This is a genomic window from Nocardia sp. NPDC051900 (assembly GCF_044452545.1).
Classification (GTDB): Bacteria; Actinomycetota; Actinomycetes; order Mycobacteriales; family Mycobacteriaceae; genus Nocardia; species Nocardia sichangensis.
On record NZ_JBITBU010000025.1, the window covers coordinates 63,611 to 81,102 of the forward strand.

15 protein-coding genes are annotated in these 17,492 nt (G+C 66.2%); 7 read left to right on the forward strand and 8 right to left on the reverse strand.

Features of this window, described 5'->3' with window-relative positions:
* Positions 1-84 precede the first annotated feature (84 nt).
* A complete protein-coding gene (locus tag ACIA5H_RS32830) occupies positions 85-1,482 on the forward strand; it encodes an amino acid permease (protein WP_397079722.1) in 1,398 nt (465 codons plus the stop codon).
* 65 nt (positions 1,483-1,547) lie between these two features.
* Here ACIA5H_RS32830 and ACIA5H_RS32835 read toward each other — a convergent pair whose 3' ends face one another.
* Positions 1,548-4,481 (reverse strand): tetratricopeptide repeat protein, encoded by a 2,934-nt coding sequence (locus ACIA5H_RS32835; protein ID WP_397079724.1) that lies wholly within the window; start codon positions 4,479-4,481, stop codon positions 1,548-1,550.
* Between the two features lie 101 nt (positions 4,482-4,582).
* The gene (locus ACIA5H_RS32840; protein ID WP_379252288.1) at positions 4,583-5,029 is read right to left on the reverse strand and encodes a hypothetical protein; all 447 of its coding nucleotides are present in this window, start codon (positions 5,027-5,029) and stop codon (positions 4,583-4,585) included.
* A 510-nt stretch (positions 5,030-5,539) separates the two neighbouring features.
* Between ACIA5H_RS32840 and ACIA5H_RS32845 the strand changes: the two genes are divergently transcribed.
* Positions 5,540-6,145, forward strand: coding sequence for an ABC transporter ATP-binding protein (locus ACIA5H_RS32845; RefSeq protein WP_397079765.1), 606 nt, complete (start codon positions 5,540-5,542; stop codon positions 6,143-6,145).
* A gap of 8 nt (positions 6,146-6,153) precedes the next feature.
* Entirely contained in the window at positions 6,154-6,960 is an 807-nt protein-coding gene (locus ACIA5H_RS32850; protein ID WP_397079727.1) for a hypothetical protein, read from the forward strand.
* Between the two features lie 282 nt (positions 6,961-7,242).
* Here the strand turns inward: ACIA5H_RS32850 and ACIA5H_RS32855 are convergent, their stop codons facing one another.
* A complete protein-coding gene (locus tag ACIA5H_RS32855) occupies positions 7,243-9,036 on the reverse strand; it encodes a polyprenyl synthetase family protein (protein ID WP_397079729.1) in 1,794 nt (597 codons plus the stop codon).
* A gap of 169 nt (positions 9,037-9,205) precedes the next feature.
* Between ACIA5H_RS32855 and ACIA5H_RS32860 the strand changes: the two genes are divergently transcribed.
* Positions 9,206-9,346: a hypothetical protein gene (locus ACIA5H_RS32860; protein ID WP_397079731.1), complete on the forward strand. Its 141-nt coding sequence runs from the start codon at positions 9,206-9,208 to the stop codon at positions 9,344-9,346.
* Positions 9,347-9,477: 131 nt separating this feature from the next.
* Here the strand turns inward: ACIA5H_RS32860 and ACIA5H_RS32865 are convergent, their stop codons facing one another.
* The 3 genes from ACIA5H_RS32865 to ACIA5H_RS32875 all read right to left on the reverse strand — a co-directional run bounded on the left by ACIA5H_RS32865 (position 9,478) and on the right by ACIA5H_RS32875 (position 12,892).
* Positions 9,478-10,806 carry a cytochrome P450 gene (locus ACIA5H_RS32865; RefSeq protein WP_397079733.1) on the reverse strand — a complete coding sequence of 443 codons (1,329 nt, stop codon included), beginning with the start codon at positions 10,804-10,806 and terminating at the stop codon, positions 9,478-9,480.
* A gap of 290 nt (positions 10,807-11,096) precedes the next feature.
* Entirely contained in the window at positions 11,097-11,480 is a 384-nt protein-coding gene (locus ACIA5H_RS32870; protein ID WP_379252293.1) for a GFA family protein, read from the reverse strand.
* A gap of 239 nt (positions 11,481-11,719) precedes the next feature.
* Positions 11,720-12,892, reverse strand: a complete 1,173-nt coding sequence (locus tag ACIA5H_RS32875) for a hypothetical protein (protein WP_397079736.1) — start codon at positions 12,890-12,892, stop codon at positions 11,720-11,722.
* A 390-nt stretch (positions 12,893-13,282) separates the two neighbouring features.
* Between ACIA5H_RS32875 and ACIA5H_RS32880 the strand changes: the two genes are divergently transcribed.
* On the forward strand, positions 13,283-14,425 hold the full coding sequence (locus ACIA5H_RS32880; RefSeq protein ID WP_397079738.1) for a protein kinase family protein: 1,143 nt from the start codon (positions 13,283-13,285) through the stop codon (positions 14,423-14,425).
* Positions 14,426-14,529: 104 nt separating this feature from the next.
* Here the strand turns inward: ACIA5H_RS32880 and ACIA5H_RS32885 are convergent, their stop codons facing one another.
* Complete coding sequence (locus ACIA5H_RS32885; protein WP_397079740.1) at positions 14,530-15,279, reverse strand: TetR/AcrR family transcriptional regulator; 750 nt, start codon at positions 15,277-15,279, stop codon at positions 14,530-14,532.
* Between the two features lie 29 nt (positions 15,280-15,308).
* Between ACIA5H_RS32885 and ACIA5H_RS32890 the strand changes: the two genes are divergently transcribed.
* A complete protein-coding gene (locus ACIA5H_RS32890; RefSeq protein WP_397079742.1) occupies positions 15,309-15,602 on the forward strand; it encodes a hypothetical protein in 294 nt (97 codons plus the stop codon).
* A 208-nt stretch (positions 15,603-15,810) separates the two neighbouring features.
* On the opposite strand, the gene ACIA5H_RS32895 is transcribed toward ACIA5H_RS32890, so the two are convergent.
* Positions 15,811-16,518: a hypothetical protein gene (locus tag ACIA5H_RS32895; RefSeq protein ID WP_397079744.1), complete on the reverse strand. Its 708-nt coding sequence runs from the start codon at positions 16,516-16,518 to the stop codon at positions 15,811-15,813.
* Positions 16,519-17,108: 590 nt separating this feature from the next.
* Between ACIA5H_RS32895 and ACIA5H_RS32900 the strand changes: the two genes are divergently transcribed.
* Entirely contained in the window at positions 17,109-17,486 is a 378-nt protein-coding gene (locus ACIA5H_RS32900) for a hypothetical protein (protein ID WP_397079746.1), read from the forward strand.
* The last annotated feature ends 6 nt before the right edge of the window (positions 17,487-17,492 follow it).

A 17,492-nucleotide genomic window follows, 5' to 3' on the forward strand; every position in this document is an offset into this window, starting at 1 on the left:
CAGGCTGACTTGACGGAATCTTGATGCAGGAGCGCCGGGAAGTCTGGTCGGCATACGTATTCGTCGATCGACGGAAGTGATCTCGTGCCCGAGACATCCCAGCCCGGCGTTGCCCGAGGCCGCGTGGCCGTGGCGCTCAACGCGCGCGTGGCCCTGCTACTCGCATTCGCCTTCGCGGTGATGGCCGATCCGGTGTCGTCGGTGGCCTATGCGATCGAGGCCGCGTTGCGCGCTCTCGATGGTGATCTGGGTCTGTTGCTACCGGCGATGACGCTGGTGGTAGCGGTCATCGCGTTGGTGATCGTGAACTATCAGCAGCTCATCGCGCGGTATCCGCAGGGCGGTGGGGCATCGGCTGCCACAGGGGAGGCCTTCGGTGAGGGTTGGGCGTTCGTGCCGATCGCGGCCTTGATCGTGGATTTCGTCCTCACGATTGCGATCAGCGTCTCCGCCGGCGCCTCGGCGATGATCGCCTACATCCCTGCGCTAGCGCCCGAGCGCAGCGTCTTGGCCCTGGCGCTGGTTGTCCTCGTGGGGGCGGCAACGTGGTTCGGCCATTCGGGACGGATGGTGTTCGGTGCGATGACCATCGCCTTCATCGCCGTTTCCATGGCGGTCCTGGCGTTTGGGCTCGGTGCGCACCCTCAACCGATCGGCACCATCACCACCACTGCCGGACACCGGTCCGTGCTGGCGGTTGTGTTGGCCTTCCCTGTCGCCATGGCACTGGCGACGGGTGTGGAGGCTCCGTCTTCGGCCATCGCCCAGCTCGGTCAACTCGATGATCGGGGCCGCAGGTACTTCGGGAAGGTCACGCTATGGCTGACACTCGCCATCGTCGGCGCCATAACTTTGGGACTGACCCTGGAAGCCCATCACCTTCGCGTCGGGGTCCCGCCCGAGGGCACCACGCAGATCGCCGAGCTGGCTCGGATCGCGGCACCCGCTCCGTTGTTCGCCGCGTTCCAACTCGTGACGGCCTTGTTGTTGCTGTCCGCGGCGAGTTCGTCTTTCCAGGCCGGTCCGGGCCTGCTGAAAGCTCTGGCTCGGCACACCGATGCTGCTGGACGCAGCACCGGAATCCTGCCCCCGATGCTCGCCCGCACGAACACCCGCCACACACCGTATTGGGGCGTGGCGTGGTTCACCGGAATCGCCGCGGCTGTAACCGTGGCGGCAGGCGGCTACGACCAGCGGCTGGTCCTGTTCTACGCGGTGGCGGTGTTTCTGAGCTTCCTGGCCGGGCTGGTGGCCATGGCAGTGTTCTCCCACCGCGAGGGCCGGTTCCGTTCCCTGATGCTCAACATCGTGGGCGTTGTCGTCGTCGGATTCACCTTGCTGGTGAACCTGGCCCGCGGCGAGCCGGTGTTCAGTCTGCTCGTGGCCCTGCTCCTCGCCGCAGGCTTGCATCTGATGTGGGTCAAGGCCGGACGGCCGCGTGGGGTTGGCGACGTCGAAGCGCTCGCCGAGGGCGGCACCTGACCCACTCCCATATCGTTTCCTGGTTAGTGACTTGCTGCCCCGCAGGGGATGGGCTGAATCGAGTCTCAGGCCGGCGGGTTCGGAGGGTGCCGCCTGTGGGTCTCGGCTACCTGCTCGGCCGCGGCAAGATGGTCGCGCACCACGTCAGCCAGTGGATGGTCGCTGCCGAGGGCTCGCTTCGTCTGGTCGAACATTGTCTCGAAGAGTTGCACGGCCTCCTCGAATCGGCCTGCCGCGTGATAGGCGAGCGCGAGTCCGTTGACCGAACGCCCGGTGAGGGAGTCGTCGGGGCCGAACTCCTGCTGGTCGATGTTCGCCTCGTACAAGGGAATGGCTTCCTCGAATCGGCCTGCGGCTCGGAGGGTGTCGGCAAGCGCGTTGCGGGTGCTCCGGAGCCGTGGATGGCCGGGAAGAGCGCGGTGGTACTCGGCGAGATTCGTCTTGAACAAGTCGATCGCGGTGTCGAGATGACCGGCTGAGCGGTACGCGGCCGCGAGGCTGTCGCGAGAGGCGAGGGTGGCGTGGTGGTCCGGCCCGAGGACGCGCAGTCGGTCGGTCAAGGTGGTTCGGTGGTTGGTGAGGGCGTCATCGATGCGGCCTGCCGCGTGATAGGCGGCGGCGAGGTTGTGCCGGTAGGTCAAGGTGTCGGGGTGGTCGAGACCGAGTTCTCGCGCGCTGGCGGAGACGTTGGCCTCCAGCAATGGAATGGCGCGTCCTGGTTGCCGCACTCCCAGGGCGTCGGCGAGGTTGTTGCGCGCCTTCAGAGTGTCGGGATGGTCGGGACCGAGAATCCGGAGGCGATCCCGCAGGGAGGCTTCCTGTATGGCGATCGACTCGTCCCAGCGTCCGGACGCGCTGTAGGCGATGGCGAGCCCGCCCTGAGTGAGCAGGGTGATCGGGTGGTCGGAACCGAGTATCCGGGGAAAATCGGCGATATTCGCTTCGAAAAGTGCGACGGCGTCCGCGAGCCGCCCGGCCGTCTGCAAGGCACAGGCGAGGTTGTGGCGGGTTATGAGAGTGTCCGGGTGTTCCGGCCCGAGGACCCGCAGCCGCTCGACGAGGTTTGCTTCGCCGAGACGGACGGCGTCGTCGGCCCGGCCGATGGCGTCGTAGATCTCGGCGAGGTTGTTGCGGCAGGCCAGCGTGACGGGATGATCACCTCCGAAGATCCGCACGGCGTCGTCGAGGTTCTTCCGCAGGAGCGGGACGGCTTCGTCGGTGCGTCCTGCCGCCCCGTAAGCGCGAGCGAGTTTGTGCAGGCAGAAGAACGAATCGACGTGATCGGCACCGAGTACTCGTAGGTAGACGGGCAAGAGATCCTCGAAGATGGCGATCGCGTCCGCGAGGTGACCCGCCGACACGTGGACCTGAGCGAGCCCGCCGCGAAAGTTGAGGGTCTGGTGCGCGTCCGCACCGAATACCTGCCGGCTGTACGCGATGTTCTCGGTGTGCAGGGCCTTGGACTTGTCCAGGAACCCGGCCTGGAGGTACGTGTCCGCCAGTTGAAAGCGCATGGCCAGCGTGACGGGATGGGCGGGTCCGAGAACCTGCCCGGCGTCGGTCAGGGATGCCTCGAGCCAGGCGGCTGCTTCATCGAGCCTGCCGCAGGCGGCGTGGGCCCGGGCCAGTAGATATCGGGCAGTGAACGTATCGGGATGCTCGCCGCCGAGGATCTGCTCGCTGGAGATGACGACATCCTGCGCGAGGGTCAGCGCCCTGGCGGTGTCGGCGGCCTCGGTCAGCTGCTCGACGGCCCATCTGCGAACGGCGATCATTGCCGCGGCATGTTTTCTGGTGCTGCCGTGCACCATTTCGGTGTCCCACAGCGCGTCGATCTGATCGACGAGATGCGCGCCGTCCCTCCGGCGCGCCCACGCCTGCGAGGGCGGAAACGTATTGCGCATGATGATGGCGAGCGCGGACCGGACGAGTTCGACCGTGGACCGCGCGGCAGGAGCCCGATTACGAACTGCTGCGGCCGCTCGCCGGAAGAAGCTGATCGACTGCGTATTCGAACCGCGTTCGCGCAGCACGCGGCCCACGAGCCGGTGCATGATCAGCGCCTCGCCGGAAGTCGACCAGGACAGCAGGGAACCGGCCACACATCGTTCCAGTGCCTCGTCGACTCGCCTGGGGCTGGTGGCGAGCAGGGATCGGTGCACGCCACCGGGCGAGAGCATGGCCATCGCACCCAGAAGCCAGGCGACGTCGGCCGCGAGCTGGTAATCGCCGGTGACGCCCTCGGTGGTTTCGATGCACAACGAGATCGCTTGGACGACCGACCGGGGATAGTCGTGACCGGCGGTGCGCCGCAATACGGTCGGCAATGGGCTGTCGTGCAGCAGCTGCCGGTACTGCGCGTAGCCGAGGCGGCGACCGACCATCGTCGCCGCGGCGGCGGACAGTGCCAGCGGCAGGTCACCCAGGTCCTCGGCGACCTGATCGGCACCGTCGTCGCCGAGTCCGGTCGAGTCGGCGAGGTAGCGCACTGATTCAGGGCGAGTGAAACAGGTGACGTCGACTGCCTCGCCGAAGGCCGCGAAGGACCGGTCGACGCTGGTGATCACGATGCGCGTGCGGCCACCGGTCGGCAACAGCTCCCGGAGGTGGTCGGCGTCGGTGGCGTTGTCGAACACCAATAGCGCCGCGACGGTGTCTCCGGAGAGGTGATCGCGTAACCGCCGGGCCGACACCGCGGAGTCGCCGTCGGGGTCGGCGACGCCCAGCCGCTGGGCGATATCGGCGAGTCCGGACAGTGTGCTGTCCGGCGTTTCGGCATTGACCCACCCCACCAGACCCTGTCCGGAATCGAACAGTGAGCGTGCGTGAGCGGCCGCCAGGTGGGTCTTGCCCGCGCCGCGAAGTCCGGTGACGACGACGGCCGCCGCCGGGCGCTCCAGTGCTCGACGCAGACGTGCCAGCTCGTCGCGGACGACGAATCGTGGTGGCTCCCGGGGGATCCGGCCGACGACTACCACGCTCGTAGCCGGAGACGACACGCGAATGCCTGCTGCGAGATAGATGTCGCGGGCGTGAACGTCGGAGAGCCGAGTGACGATATGGGTGGTCAGCGCGGGGGCGTCGGTCGAGGCCGCCGCGCTCAGCCGGGGTGTGACGAGTCACCGGCCCCCGCATCGATGTCCTCGATGTGGATATCACCGCTGAATCGTCCGCCGTGCACCCGCACACCGGTGCCGGTTGCCGTGACGCGGCTGATCCGCAACGCGGCGGCCTCTACCATCTCCAGGTCGACGCCGACGGCTCCCACGTCCGCTCGCGCTGCCGCGGAAATGAGTTCTGTTGCTGTGGTGAGTAATTCCTGATCATCGGCGGCGCCGTACGCCTCCAGCGCGCCCGCGAGGGCTTCCCGTTCGGCGGCGGCGTCCGGGTCCGCCTCCACCTGTGCTAGATCCACATCGCGATAGCGGCGGGTGAGTAGACCCTTCAACGCCGCGTACGCGTCGGTCACGGATTGCTTGGCAGTATCGGTGAGACCGGCGGCGGCGCCGACCGCGACCGCGGTGGCGACTATGGTGGCCGGGTCCATTCGAATTCCCCCTCTGTGGCGACTCGGACGAGTAGCTCAAGTGTGCACGATCGCGGCAAAGCCAACCTTTTCCGTGACTGGTTCTGCGTGCTGCCCGTGACCCGCCGCCGAGCATGCCGTTCCCAGCGATCACTGGAGAAGGCACTTGCGCTCAGTTCAGTGTGAACGTCGCGCTACCCGAGATCTGGTCCATCTCGCTGTTGTTCGAGTCGCGCACCGCGGGAGATGGCGCTGCGAACCCGACCATCACGGCGGAAACAACGCTGCGGTGACACCGGCATGAACCAAAAACCGTTGCGGCTGTTTGCGATTGGGAGAATGTCCGGTTTGTCGGGCTGCGCGGCAACTCATCCCGGCGGCCGATCGGATATGCGGACTCGGATACCACAGCCGGAGAAGGTCACCTTCCGCGCGACGGTTCGGTGTCGCGAAATTGGCGTTCCGGCACCGGGTTTCGTGGTCGATTGATAGCATTCGAGCCGCTGTCGGGCCACTGGATCGGGGGCGTTGATGGAGGTGGAGGACGTCCACCACGCGTACGGCAGACGGTCGGTGCTGCGTGGCATCAACATAGTGTTGCCTCCGGGGATGCTGGTGGGCATCGTCGGTGAGAACGGGGCGGGTAAGTCGACGCTGCTGAAGGTTTTGTCCGGAGAGCTGCGACCGGACCGGGGGAGGGTCCGCCACCGTGGGCGGTTCGGTTACTGCCCTCAGCGGGTGATCCTGAACGACGCTTTCACAGTGCGTCAGCACCTGGACTTCTTCGCCGAGGCCTATGCGATCCCGGACCTGCGCCGCGCGGAGGAGACCATGGAGATCTTGCGTTTCGCGGAGTACGCCGGTGAGCGGGTCGGGACGCTCAGCGGCGGTACACGGCAAAAGCTCAACCTGACGCTGGCGGTGATGCATGATCCACAGGTCTTGCTGCTGGATGAGCCGTATCAGGGTTTCGATTGGGAGACGTATCTGCGTTTCTGGGATCTGGTCGCGGAATTCCGTGACACCGACCGGTCGGTCTTGGTGGTCTCGCATCTGGCTCACGACACCGACAAGCTGGACCAGGTGTGGCGGTTGCGCGACGGCGTCTTACGAGGCGGACAGGAGAATGCCGGATGAGTGATCGTGTGCGGTTGTTCGTGATCGCCACGCGCTACGGTCTCATCGAGCACGCGCGTAACCGTTTCGCCATGCTGTTGGTGGCCTTCTTCCTTCCCATATTGATCACCGTGGTCCGCGTGGCCGTCACGGACCTCGAGGTGCCGTTCCGGCTTCGAGACACCGGTCTGGTTCTGCGCGCCAACGGTAACGAGCTCGCTCAGGTCAGCGGCGCCCTGATGGCGGTCTCGCTGATCACAGGGTTCATGATGTTCGCTGCCACTTTCAGCAGCGGCGCATTCGACCGGCGCCTCTCGATGGCGGGGTACCCCCGGGTCGCTTCGGGTTTGGCGAAGATCGCCTGCCTGGTGGTGGCCTCGGTGGTGGTTTGCGTGTACGCCACGGCGGTCATCTGCTGCTACTGGTCGCCGCGGCAGCCTGTCATGCTCGCCGCGGCGCTTTTCGGCGCGGCGATGACATACGGTGCGCTGGGTGTGGCTTTCGGCGCGCTGCTTCGCCGAGAGGTGGAGGGGATGTTCGCCATCGCGATGATCAGCTGCTTCGACATGGCCGTACAGAACCCCATCGCCAGTGCTGGGGCGGACAGCGATTTCGTGCGCTGGCTGCCCTCCTATGGGGCCATGCAGGCTTCGACCACAGCCGGTTTCTCCGACGCCACGCCATTGACGGGATTCGCCGTACAACTAGCCTGGTTCATCGCGAGCGCCCTCGTCGGTCTGATCGCTTTCCATAGGCGCACCCGTTCCTCTCTTCGACCTACGATATGGATGCGCATCTGGAGCCCGAAGGGGTCCGGACAGTCGGTGAAGCACTGAGGAGGCATCCCGCGCGACCACACGGTGGAGGTACGGGACATGACTCTGCTTTGCCCGGCCGTGGAGCTTACGACGGCGTAGGAGCCGGTTCGTCGGCCGGGAGGTAGACCTCACGGCGCAAGCGTTCGAGATCCGGCGCTGCGACAGCGGAGGTTTGCGTGTACCGGCTGCTCTCACGCCCCCAGAGCCCCACGCTCGTAATGTTCACATACATCTCCGCGTAGTCCTTCCCCTGCCCCGCCAAGCCGGGAAGAACGCGCAGGAGCGCGGGGACGTAGTGGATTACCGCCTCGAGCTGGGCGCGCTGATCCGCCACCTGGCGCCGCACTTGGTCGCCGCTTCGTCGCGAGTGCAGCCGGTTTCGTGACGGACCGCCCGCACCAGGTTGTAGGGAACTCGGTCTGCCTCGTCCTGATCCAGTCCCACCAGGTCGTTCTCCACGAAGGTGACCCAAAAGGCGAGTTCCTCGAGACGGCGGATCACGGGGTGTTCGCGCAGCGTCGATGGCAGTTCCCGGTCGTGGTACACCTCCATGCAGGCGATGGCGGTTTCGATCCCACTGGTCGACATCCGCATCGGCAGGTAGTCGGCCGTGGAAGGGACGTAGCCACTGATGCGATGATGGGCTTCGCGTTCGGCGGCTTCGAACCACTCCTCGATGCCGTCGAGGAACCGCTTCTGCCAGCGGATGGTCCGGCCATCGCGCAGGCGCGGCCATATGCTCGCCCAGGCCGCCGGAATCGCGCCGGGCCGCCACGGTTTCTCCGGGTCCTGGCGCAACGTCGCCACCATGCCACGTCGCAACGCGGTCACGGCTTCCGGGTCCTTCAGCTGCGGATCCTCGAAAAGGTCATCCCAGGCGAGGACCAGCACGGCCATGCCGTAGGCGGTCTGTTCACGGGCCGCATTCGCTGCTGGGGCCAATGTTTGCGCCGGGATCTGGATCGCCCCCGTCCACCGGTGGTAGTCCGCCTCGGTAGAGGAGACGGCAAGGCCGGTGTCCACCAGCCAGTTCCGCAACCATCGCCCGAGCTGCGGCGGAAGCCCTTCGCCGCGGGTTCGAGGCGGCTGCGTCGACCGCCGGGGGACCGCGCGACCAGGAGTTCGCCGGTCGAGTATGGACCGGGCGTAGGCGGTGATCGCGTGGCGAGCGCCCGGATCGACGGGCAGACTGGCGAGCTGACCGGCGGCCCGGTCCATGAACTCATCAGCCACCGTTTGTGCTTCGTCCACGGCGCCGCAGGAGATGACGATCTCGCGGGCGCGCGCGGCTTGCTCGAGTGTCATTCTGCTCTGCAACAGGCGAGCAAGGCTTCTGTCGCGGGCGGCCGCGCGGATCACGGGCAGTGTGTAAATGCCCGCGGACAGATCCGCGTTGACGGGCTTACCCAGTTCTTCGGCGGTGGAGGTCAAATCGAGGATGTCGTCATACAGCTGGTAGGCCAGTCCGAAGTACCGGCCGAACTGGGCCGACGCCTCGTGTTGATCGTCGGGCCTGCCGGCCTGCATCGCGCCCACCCGGCATGCCAGCGAGAGCACCGCCGCCGTCTTGCCGTCGATCGCGTCCAGGTAGGACTGCTCGCTGCGGGAGGCCACGTAGAGGTCGGCGGCCTCGATCACCATGCCCGCGCACATCCGCTCACCGGCGATTGCCCCCGCCAGGATTTCCCGCCCGCCGAGTTCGGCCAGCATGCGCACACTTGTGAGCATCACGGAGTCCCCACCCAACACGGCCATATGCGAACCCCACACCACATTGGCACTGGGACGGCCTCGACGCTCGTATGCGTGATCGATGACGTCGTCGTGGTAGAGCGAGCCCAGATGCAGCAACTCGACGGCAGCGGCGGCGCGCACCGCCCGGTCGTCGGCCGGGGCCGCGGGATCGGTGAGCAGGTAGTACGACAATAGGGTCAATGTGGGACGGACCAAGCGACGCGAGGTGTCCGGGCCTTCCTCTGTGAGCGCCGCCAGTTCAGGCCTACCTTCCAGCCGAACGGGTCCGAGAACGTCACGGACCCGGTCCAGGTCCGCATCCAGATGGGGGAAGACAGCCGAATCGATTTCACGTGGCACGCGGGCACTCTCCTGACTGGTTGCATCGGTCATCCAGAACACCGCCGATCAATGGCAATGAGACACCATGTCGCTGCGGAACATGTTGGTATCAGCCGAAATTGAGGCCTGATCCGCAGGTGCTGTGCAGCTCGACCGGAGATCCGGAGGGTGCGCCACGCATCGAGAGATGACCGATTTACAGCGGGAGTTGGTCCAGGAGGTCATGCTGCGCGAGACCGCCGCCGGTACCTGGATCGACGTTCACTCGGCGCGCTGGCAGGCGACGTTCACCTTCTACGCTGTCTTTCGGCCCGCAGATCGTTCGTGATCGTCGACCACAAGCAGGGCCTCTCCGCTGAGCGTGCTCTGGTGATGGCGCGGCCGCGCTGGCACCTGCACGACTCCAGTTGCTCGAAGACTCCGGCGACGGCGAATCAATCTGCCGCGGTACAGGTCTGATCAGCGGGGATGCAGGGTTATCCTGGCGTTGTAGGCGGGGCTGAGGCCGGTGTGATAGCGACGTGCGGGCTCGACGGGGCCGGTGGCCGCACCGATGCGACGATGCTTGAGAATGGTGCGGAAGAGGATGCGCGCTTCCGCCAAGGCGAATTGGGCACCCAGACAGCGATGCGCGCCGGCGCCGAAGGTCAGCCAGGTGCGGCCGTTCGGCGCCTCGTCGAGGAAGCGTTCAGGGCGGAAGGTCATCGGGTCCGGGTAATGCCGTGGTGATTCGTGAATGAGGAGAATCGGGACTATGACGATGGCCCCCTTGGGGACGTGGACTCCGTTGACCACGGTGTCGCGCAGTGCGCGCCGCCCGGTGAACGGTGACACCGGGCGGATTCGCATTGTTTCGGCGACCACGGCGTCGAGGTATGCGTCGAGCCGGGCGGAGTCGCCTGCGTCGACCGCTGCATCGAGTTCGGCCATGGCTGCCGGGTGGACGGCCAGCATGGCGGCGATCCAGCCGAGCGTGATCGCGGTGGTCTCGTAGGCGCCGAGCAGGATGCCACGCATATTGCGGGCCAATGCGGCGTCGTCGTGCTGATCCAGTTCTGTGCCGACATACCGCGACAGCACATCCTTCCGGCCGTTTCTGTCACCGGGCGTGGACCGGCGCGCGGCGATTTCCTCGATGATGAGGGCGTCGACCTCGGCCTGGCGGCGCATGAGCGGCGGGTAGGGCAACGTGTAGCCACCGACCAGCGGGGTGAGCAAGGTGACGGCGAGAAAACCGCGACTTTCTATTTCCCCGAACCACCGGCTCACCGCCTGTTTCAGCCGGTCCTTGCGGGGCGCGGCCACGTCGCCGAAGACGACGCCGAGCAGCACGCCGATGGCCAGGTCGTAGCCGACCTTCAGAAACTCGAACGGTTCACCGACAGGCCAACTCGGCAGTTCGCGCTGGACCACCTCCACCATGAGATCCTCGTAGGACCGCAGTGCCTTGCTCTGGAACGGCGGTGCGAACAGCTTACGTTCGCGGCGATGTTCGTCACCGTCGAGGAAGATCAACGTCTGCTTGCCGAACATCATGTCGTGGCTGGAGAAGCGGCTCAGCACCTGCCCGACCGAGAAGTCGTCATGGTTGGCGAACAGTCCTCGCACATCGTCCATGTCGTAAGTGACCAGCATGGTCGGAAATCCTGGCGGCGAGACGACGAACCGTTCGCCGAATTCCAGCAAAGGGGAACGGTGCGTGCCGGGGCGCATCAGTCCACCGATCTGCGCGATGTGGCGGGTGCGTAGCCTAGGGAGTTCACGCAGAGACAGCGTGGCATGCGACATGTAGCCATCCTCAACCCGTCGCTCGGCGACTCGCAAACATGAAATCCCCGCAGTGGCAATAGATACAGGGCCTATCAGCGCTTCGCACAGGCGAAGTCGTCGACGTGCCGGTAAGGATCTTGTACTCGAGTGTTCAGTGCATCACCGCGCGAAGGCCACCCGGCGCCCCGCTGACGTGGACACGGGCGTCGGTCCTCGGTGGGGCGCCGATTGGATCCCCGGCCCCGTCGCCGTCATCGTCGGCCGCCACGACCGGCCGAAAACCTGCTCGGCGCGGTGAGCGCCCAGGACTACGAACCACCGTCGACGGTTTCGATCACCGGCAGCCACGGCACCGCGTGGGGTTTGAAGGACTGGTGTACCGGGGTGAGCGCGCTGTGGTCGTCGAGGGCCATCATCGTGATCCCCATGGCGGTGCCGCCGTCGTCGATCGCGGCGACGAGGGAGCCACAATTGGGGCAGAAGCCGCGTTTGGTGGTCGGGAAGGTTGCGAACCAGGTCGGCTCACCGCCCGCACCGGTCCATTCGAACTTCTCGAGCGGGAAATCGACCCAGGCTGTGACCGGCCCGCCGGCCAGCTTCTGGCAGTGCGGGCACGAGCACAGGTGCGGCCATCCGGCCTCGGCATAGGCGCGGAACCGGATCTGCCCGCACAGACAGCCACCCTCATGCATCGGCTTTCCCCTCTCTACCGAAAATTGTTGTGAATACAGCTAATTCACGCATCGCTGACAGCCATGACGTCCGCCCGGTCAGCGTAATGGAACACGGCGGGCCGAGCGGGGACTTGCGGCTGTGCCATGAGCCAGGTGTCAGAACACTGCAGACTACCGCGGAAATGTAGGCCAGCGGTGTATCCGACAGCAGTCACTGCTGCGGATCCCACCATACGGATCCGTCCTCGGCGTTCGGCTCACCGGATCCCGAATTCCGCTCTGAGCGCGGCGAACAGCGTGTCCACCTCGGGGCCGAAGACCAATCCCGTGGCGTACAGGGTCGTCATCGCGGCATCGAGGGCGTCGGGTCGGTTCGCGTCGATGATGGTGGGCAGTGCGAAGGACGGACGGTGGATCGGACCCAGATCGAAAGAGCTCGCCGTCGTGCCGGCCGAACCGAGAACCATCGTTGCTTCTACTGCGCCGACGTGTTCGTCATCCGGCGGGCCGAAGTCCTCGTCGTGCAGTCGGGTCATGGCCGCGTCTACGTCGTCGAACGGGGGCGGTAGCGGTCGGCCGTCCCGCAGCGCCGCCAAGGCGGGCCGCACCCATGGCCGGTCGCTGAGGCCTGCTTTCGCGCAGGCTTGGGCCGCCGACCAGCGCGCCAGGCGCCGCAACTCGGGATCACCCATGGTGGCGATCGCCTCGGCGATCGCGCGGTCATGGCGTGCCAGGTCTTCCGCGCCCGGGTGATCTTCCAGCGGGGGTATCGGCTCCCCGCCCCAACGCTGCCGCTGGAAAGCGGCCGCTTGCGCCGGTAGTTCGTCGATGTGCAGGCGGCGAGAGCCTTTGTCGTCGACTACGACGACCCATTCCTCCGCGTCGACCGACGCGGTGACCTCGGGTAGCGGGACATTCTCGGGCACACCGTATCCGGGCATGTTCCACTGCATGGCCGGGAGCGGTTCGCTGCCGTCGTCCGGCCAGAGCCGGATACGCCACACATCGCCGGGTTCGGTCGACCCGGGCCAGCCGTAGTTGACGAATCCACGGCCGCTGATCTCGATCAGGTACTGGCCCTCCGGAACCGGGCAGTCGACCGCGCCGTCGGTCGGCGAAGACAGGCACAGTGTGCCCTCCGGTCCGACTCGCAACCGCGTCTCACACACTTGCTGCCACTCGGCGCGATCGCCGGGCGGCCGCTCGTCCCATACCTGAACCGTTACCGGCATATGGAAGTTGTTCTGGTGCGGGCTCAACACCACCACCGCCAGCCCATCGGAGGCGAACGGATGCGCCGCCAGCGCCCGGTCGAGCAGTTCGAGTTCCTCGACCGGGCTCTCGACGCCACCGTCGATGCGGAACTGCCCGTAATCCATGAACAGAATCACGGTTTCCTCGCTGACCGGCCGCCTGAACACGGTGCTCATCGCGTCATCCTGGCACGCGAGGCACGTCTCGGCCCGAGGGCGACGTTCCCGGTCAGGGGGAGTCTGCATGCCGGACCAGCGCGGCGGTATGCGGCGCGACGGGCGCTGTGCGTATCTCCGAGTGCAGTCGGACAACCGTATGGTCCGTGGCCGTGCTGCGGATCGGCGACATGTCGAAAGCAGCGGCCCCGTAGCCTCGGACCGTTGCTTGACGCCTACATGGAGGTCGTGACGTAGAGTGCGGTTTCGGGGGGACAAGCCGGGACCGCCGTCGGGTGCTCCTCCGGACCGGCCTCCTGCCCGCTCCGGAGGCCGCAGGCACGACCGCGTGGCCATGGCTGAATCGAGGTCGGCGCCCACGTGGAGACCGCAGCGAACTCCCTTGACGCAGTGACGTCCTCCTCACCGGGCGCAGCGATATCCCGCGGCGCGGCGACGACCCGCGACATGGCGCGCCCGGCGCGTCTGCACGCCCACAGCGCCGTCTCCACGGCCCTGGCGCTGCACAGCGATCCCGCGTTGCGTGAGCTCGTGGACACGGCCACGCCGATCGGCGCCGGTATCGGCGGGAAGTCGGCGCTGCTGGAGGTCGCCGGAACCCCGGTCTTCGTGAAGCGAGTGCCCCTCACCGACCTGGAACGGCAGCCGGAGCACGTCCGGTCAACGGCGAACCTGTTCGACATGCCGCTCTTCTGCCAGTACGGCGTCGGCCTCATCGGCGGGCCGGGCTTCGGAGCCTGGCGCGAACTCGCCGTGCACACCATGACGACGAACTGGGTGCTCGCCGCCGAACACGAGGGCTTCCCGCTGATGTACCACTGGCGGGTGCTGCCGGACACGACGCCGCTGCCGGAGGAGCTCGCCGACATCGACCGTGCCGTCGCCTACTGGGACGGCCGACCGCAGGTACGCCACCGGATCGAGGCCCTCCAGAACTCTTCGGCGAGCATCGCCCTGTTCCTGGAATACATCCCGCAGAACCTGCACGAGTGGCTCAACGCCCAGATCGAGGCGGGCGACGAGGCCACCGACCGGGCCTGCGCCATGGTCGAGCGGGAACTGGCCGCCGGCACCGCGTTCATGAACAGCCGCGGGCTGCTGCACCTCGACGCGCACTTCTGGAACATCCTGACCGACGGTCGATGCCTCTACTTCGGCGACTACGGCCTCTCGCTCTCCTCGGCGTTCGACCTCTCGCCGGAGGAGGCCGCGTTCTTCGACCAGCACCAGAGCTACGACCGCGGCTACACCGCAACCTATCTGGTGAACTGGCTGCTCACCGCCCTGTACGGGCTCCGGCGGGAGGACCGGGAGGCGCGCGCCGCGATGGTGCGCGCCTTCGCCGAGGGCAAGCCGCCGGAGGGCATCCCTGGGCAGGCCGCCACGGTCATCACCCGGCACGCGCCGATCGCCGCGGCGATGTCCGCATTCATGCGCGCGTTCCAGCAGGAGAGCCGGAGCACCCCGTACCCGGACCAGGAGATCCGCCGCCTGCTGGGCGGCCAGGCCTTTCGGAGCCCTGACGTTAGGTGACCACCGTGTCCTCGGAGCGAACATGTAGTTGGCGAACACCGATCGACATGACGGACAGGGAGTGTTCCGGCCCCGTTCATCGACAAGGCGTGGACTCTTGCCAACTATGCGGACCATTCGGAGTTGTTCTGGCTGTTTGCCGACGCGCCGACGCCACCCACGCGTGCGCTGACCAGACCCACGATCAGGTCCACGGTGAAGTCGAACTCGCGGTCGCGGTCGAAGCGGGCGAGGTGGGCAGCGGCAAGGCGGACCTCGGGCAGTCCGGATGACTCGAGGGTGCTCTGCCGTTCGGCGATTTCGCCGGGGTCCGCGGTGCCGTAGGTGGGCCCGGCGGAGGCTTCGCGCAGCAAGGTTCCGATCAAGGTGGCCAGCAAGGCGCGCATCAAGTGAACGGCGTCCTCGGGGCTGCAGCCGGTGCGGCGCAGTACCGCGAGAGCGGCCTCGACCGGAGCCAGGCCGGCGGTCGATGAGAGCTGGCGGGTCAGGACCAGAGTGGCGGCTTGGGGGTGGGCGAGGGTGATCCTGCGGAACTCATGCGCCCATGCTCGGAGGTCATCTTCCAGCGAGCCGGTCTCCTCCGGTGGACGCAGTTGCTCGAGCAGGTATTCGGCGACCGCGTCGAGCAGGTCGTCCTTGTCCCGCACGTAGTGGTAGAGGCTCTTGGCGTCTACACCCAGCGAGCGGCTGACCGACCGCATGCTCACCGCACCGACACCTTCGGCGTCGATCACCGCCAGAGCTGCCTCTCGGATCGCCGCACGGGAGAGCAGGCCCTGCGCCTTCGGTGGACGCCCGCGACGGGCCGAGGCCTGGCGGGTCGAGGCGGGCGGCGTCGCGGGTGCGGGGTTCATGGCTTCCACTCTGGCATATTTCCCACGTTGTGGGTTTACTGGATCGTGCCGATCAACCCGCCCGGCCACAGCCGCGAGCATGCAGCCGTGGCGGTCGATACGGGCAGCTCGACGGCAACGGATCGACGCCGCGCGCGATCACCGCGATGGAATGCGTGATCTCCTACGACTGGCAGAAGGTCGAGGCCAACCACGCGCGCCTGCGCGAGCTGTGGGCCGCCGCCGAAACCGCTCTGCTGGTCAACGCCCACGACCCGCAGCTGCTCGACCGCGGCTCCGACGAGGCTGAGCCACTTCCCACCCCATCCCGAGCCAGTGGGTGACGCACGCCCGTAGCCCGGGGTGCCCTGAGGCGGGCTGCGTCCTTCGACGGAAAGAGCCGGATCTTCGGTGACATCGCCCAAATGGGTCAACCGCGGCAACAGCTCGCCGGTGAGGACTACCAGAGCCTCTACGACGAGGCCCTCGCGCTCGGCTACGAGTTCGGCCCGAGAGCCGGGTTGACACATCTTCGTGAGCGTCGCTTGATGCTCAGCGGTTTGCGGATAGGTCATCGCGCCCGGCCTTGATCAATTCCACATTTATGTGATCCAAGTCGGCGACGAAATCGTTGATAGATTTGACCATTGCAGCCGAATCATGCTCCCACTCCGCAATATCCGACTCGTTCGGCGCGCCAAAACTCAAATATTTCCGCGCAAAAGTGACCCATTCGTCCTGATTGAATCGGATATAACGCTCGGCGAGTCGACCCGCGACGTCCGCCATCGCAGGGCTCCCTACCATCATCGCCAATTCCAGCTGACCCAGAACACGAATACCCACGCGAGAGTATTCGGGTAACTCAGGTTTGACCTCTTCCCGACTTGTGTGCGCAATCAATTTTCCCTGTATCCTGCCAAGCTGTTCGAAAAGCGCGAATAACGTTGTAGCACAGTCGACATAGACCTTCTGGCGATCGGAGCGCACAGCTTTATCCGTCTCGATACGGACGGTCCTATCAGACTGAGCGATGTTGACGTAGACCGCCGAACCCGCAGCCACAACACTCGAGATGACAGCCGCAACAAGTGCCGCGAACAGCGTGTATCGGCCACTCCGGCCAGCGACCTCGAGTGCGCCCTGGCGCGTCGGCTCGGCGTCGGGCTGTCGATCCGATGCCGCCGAGCCCAAATCTCCTTCACGCGGCGGGTGTGCAGCATCCTCCGACTCGGGCATCGGTCCGGTATCGGCGTTCATCACCTGCTCCTAGGCGCGCGCATACCCACGTTGCGATTGTTCACTACGGGACAGTGCTCGACCGCCAACGTAATCACATGGCAACTTTCCAGCTAACAGCATCTCCGTGCCAATAGGCCGTAGCGGCCACCTTGTCGCGCCGGTCGCGTAAGACGCGTCAACTGCCGCCGAGGCGGCGACGGTAGAGACCCAATGCGATTTGATCGCTGGTGCGCCGGCATGCATGGTCCCGGGGGGAACCGGGGCCTGAAGAATGGTGGCTGGCCTGGGCGGGATTTTCATCACCGGAGCGGGGGCGTGTATCCGTCCGGCCAGCGCGCGGCGTCGTCGTACACCACACCGATCAGGACTGCGTCGCTGGGGTCGGCGGCGGTCCAGGTGACCCGTGGACTTGGTCGTCGGTCATCGGCAGCTGAGCACGTGATGGCGCGGAACCGCCGTGCAGGCGTCGAGGCAGGTCGAGAAAGTGGTGAGTTCCGCCGACCGAAAGCCTGCACCGGCGCTCGCTTCGGAGTTATCGTTGAAGTCCCTGCTGGAGGCCATGGTCGGGGTGCACAACAGACCTCCTGGCTGTGGCCTTGGGATACGACATGCACGCACCGACCGCGTCGCTCGCCGACAACCTCTGCATGCCGCCGCTCGCGAAGCCAGTCGCGGCGGTCGATGCCACCGCGCTGGTCCGGCTAGCAGGGGCAGATGCCAACTCGCTCGAGTTGAGCTTCATCGTGGGTAACGAGTCGATCATCAGCGGTCCGCCAGTGCACCGTGATGTCGGCGGGCTGTTCACATTTGCCGCCGATCCGGCGGTACCCAGCAAGTCGCGGCGTATACGGCTTTCCGAAACGAGCGGTCGACGTCTGCCGTCTTACATCCCGGACTGCGGCCGATGCGTCGACGGAACCTCTGTCGGCGCGGCCGCCGTCCTGAGCCTGGCTCAGACTGACAGAAAAGGAATACGACATCTGTAGTGCTTG

Excerpts from the sequence above, each read along its gene's own strand:
- ACIA5H_RS32870 (WP_379252293.1), bottom strand. The coding sequence starts at position 11,480 with ATGCATGAGGGTGGCTGTCTGTGCGGGCAGATCCGGTTCCGCGCCTAT.
- ACIA5H_RS32875 (WP_397079736.1), bottom strand. The coding sequence starts at position 12,892 with ATGAGCACCGTGTTCAGGCGGCCGGTCAGCGAGGAAACCGTGATTCTG.
- ACIA5H_RS32865 (WP_397079733.1), bottom strand. The coding sequence starts at position 10,806 with ATGTCGCATGCCACGCTGTCTCTGCGTGAACTCCCTAGGCTACGCACC.
- ACIA5H_RS32895 (WP_397079744.1), bottom strand. The coding sequence starts at position 16,518 with ATGAACGCCGATACCGGACCGATGCCCGAGTCGGAGGATGCTGCACAC.
- ACIA5H_RS32860 (WP_397079731.1), top strand. The coding sequence starts at position 9,206 with ATGACCGATTTACAGCGGGAGTTGGTCCAGGAGGTCATGCTGCGCGAG.
- ACIA5H_RS32845 (WP_397079765.1), top strand. The coding sequence starts at position 5,540 with ATGGAGGTGGAGGACGTCCACCACGCGTACGGCAGACGGTCGGTGCTG.
- ACIA5H_RS32885 (WP_397079740.1), bottom strand. The coding sequence starts at position 15,279 with ATGAACCCCGCACCCGCGACGCCGCCCGCCTCGACCCGCCAGGCCTCG.
- ACIA5H_RS32900 (WP_397079746.1), top strand. The coding sequence starts at position 17,109 with ATGCACGCACCGACCGCGTCGCTCGCCGACAACCTCTGCATGCCGCCG.
- ACIA5H_RS32840 (WP_379252288.1), bottom strand. The coding sequence starts at position 5,029 with ATGGACCCGGCCACCATAGTCGCCACCGCGGTCGCGGTCGGCGCCGCC.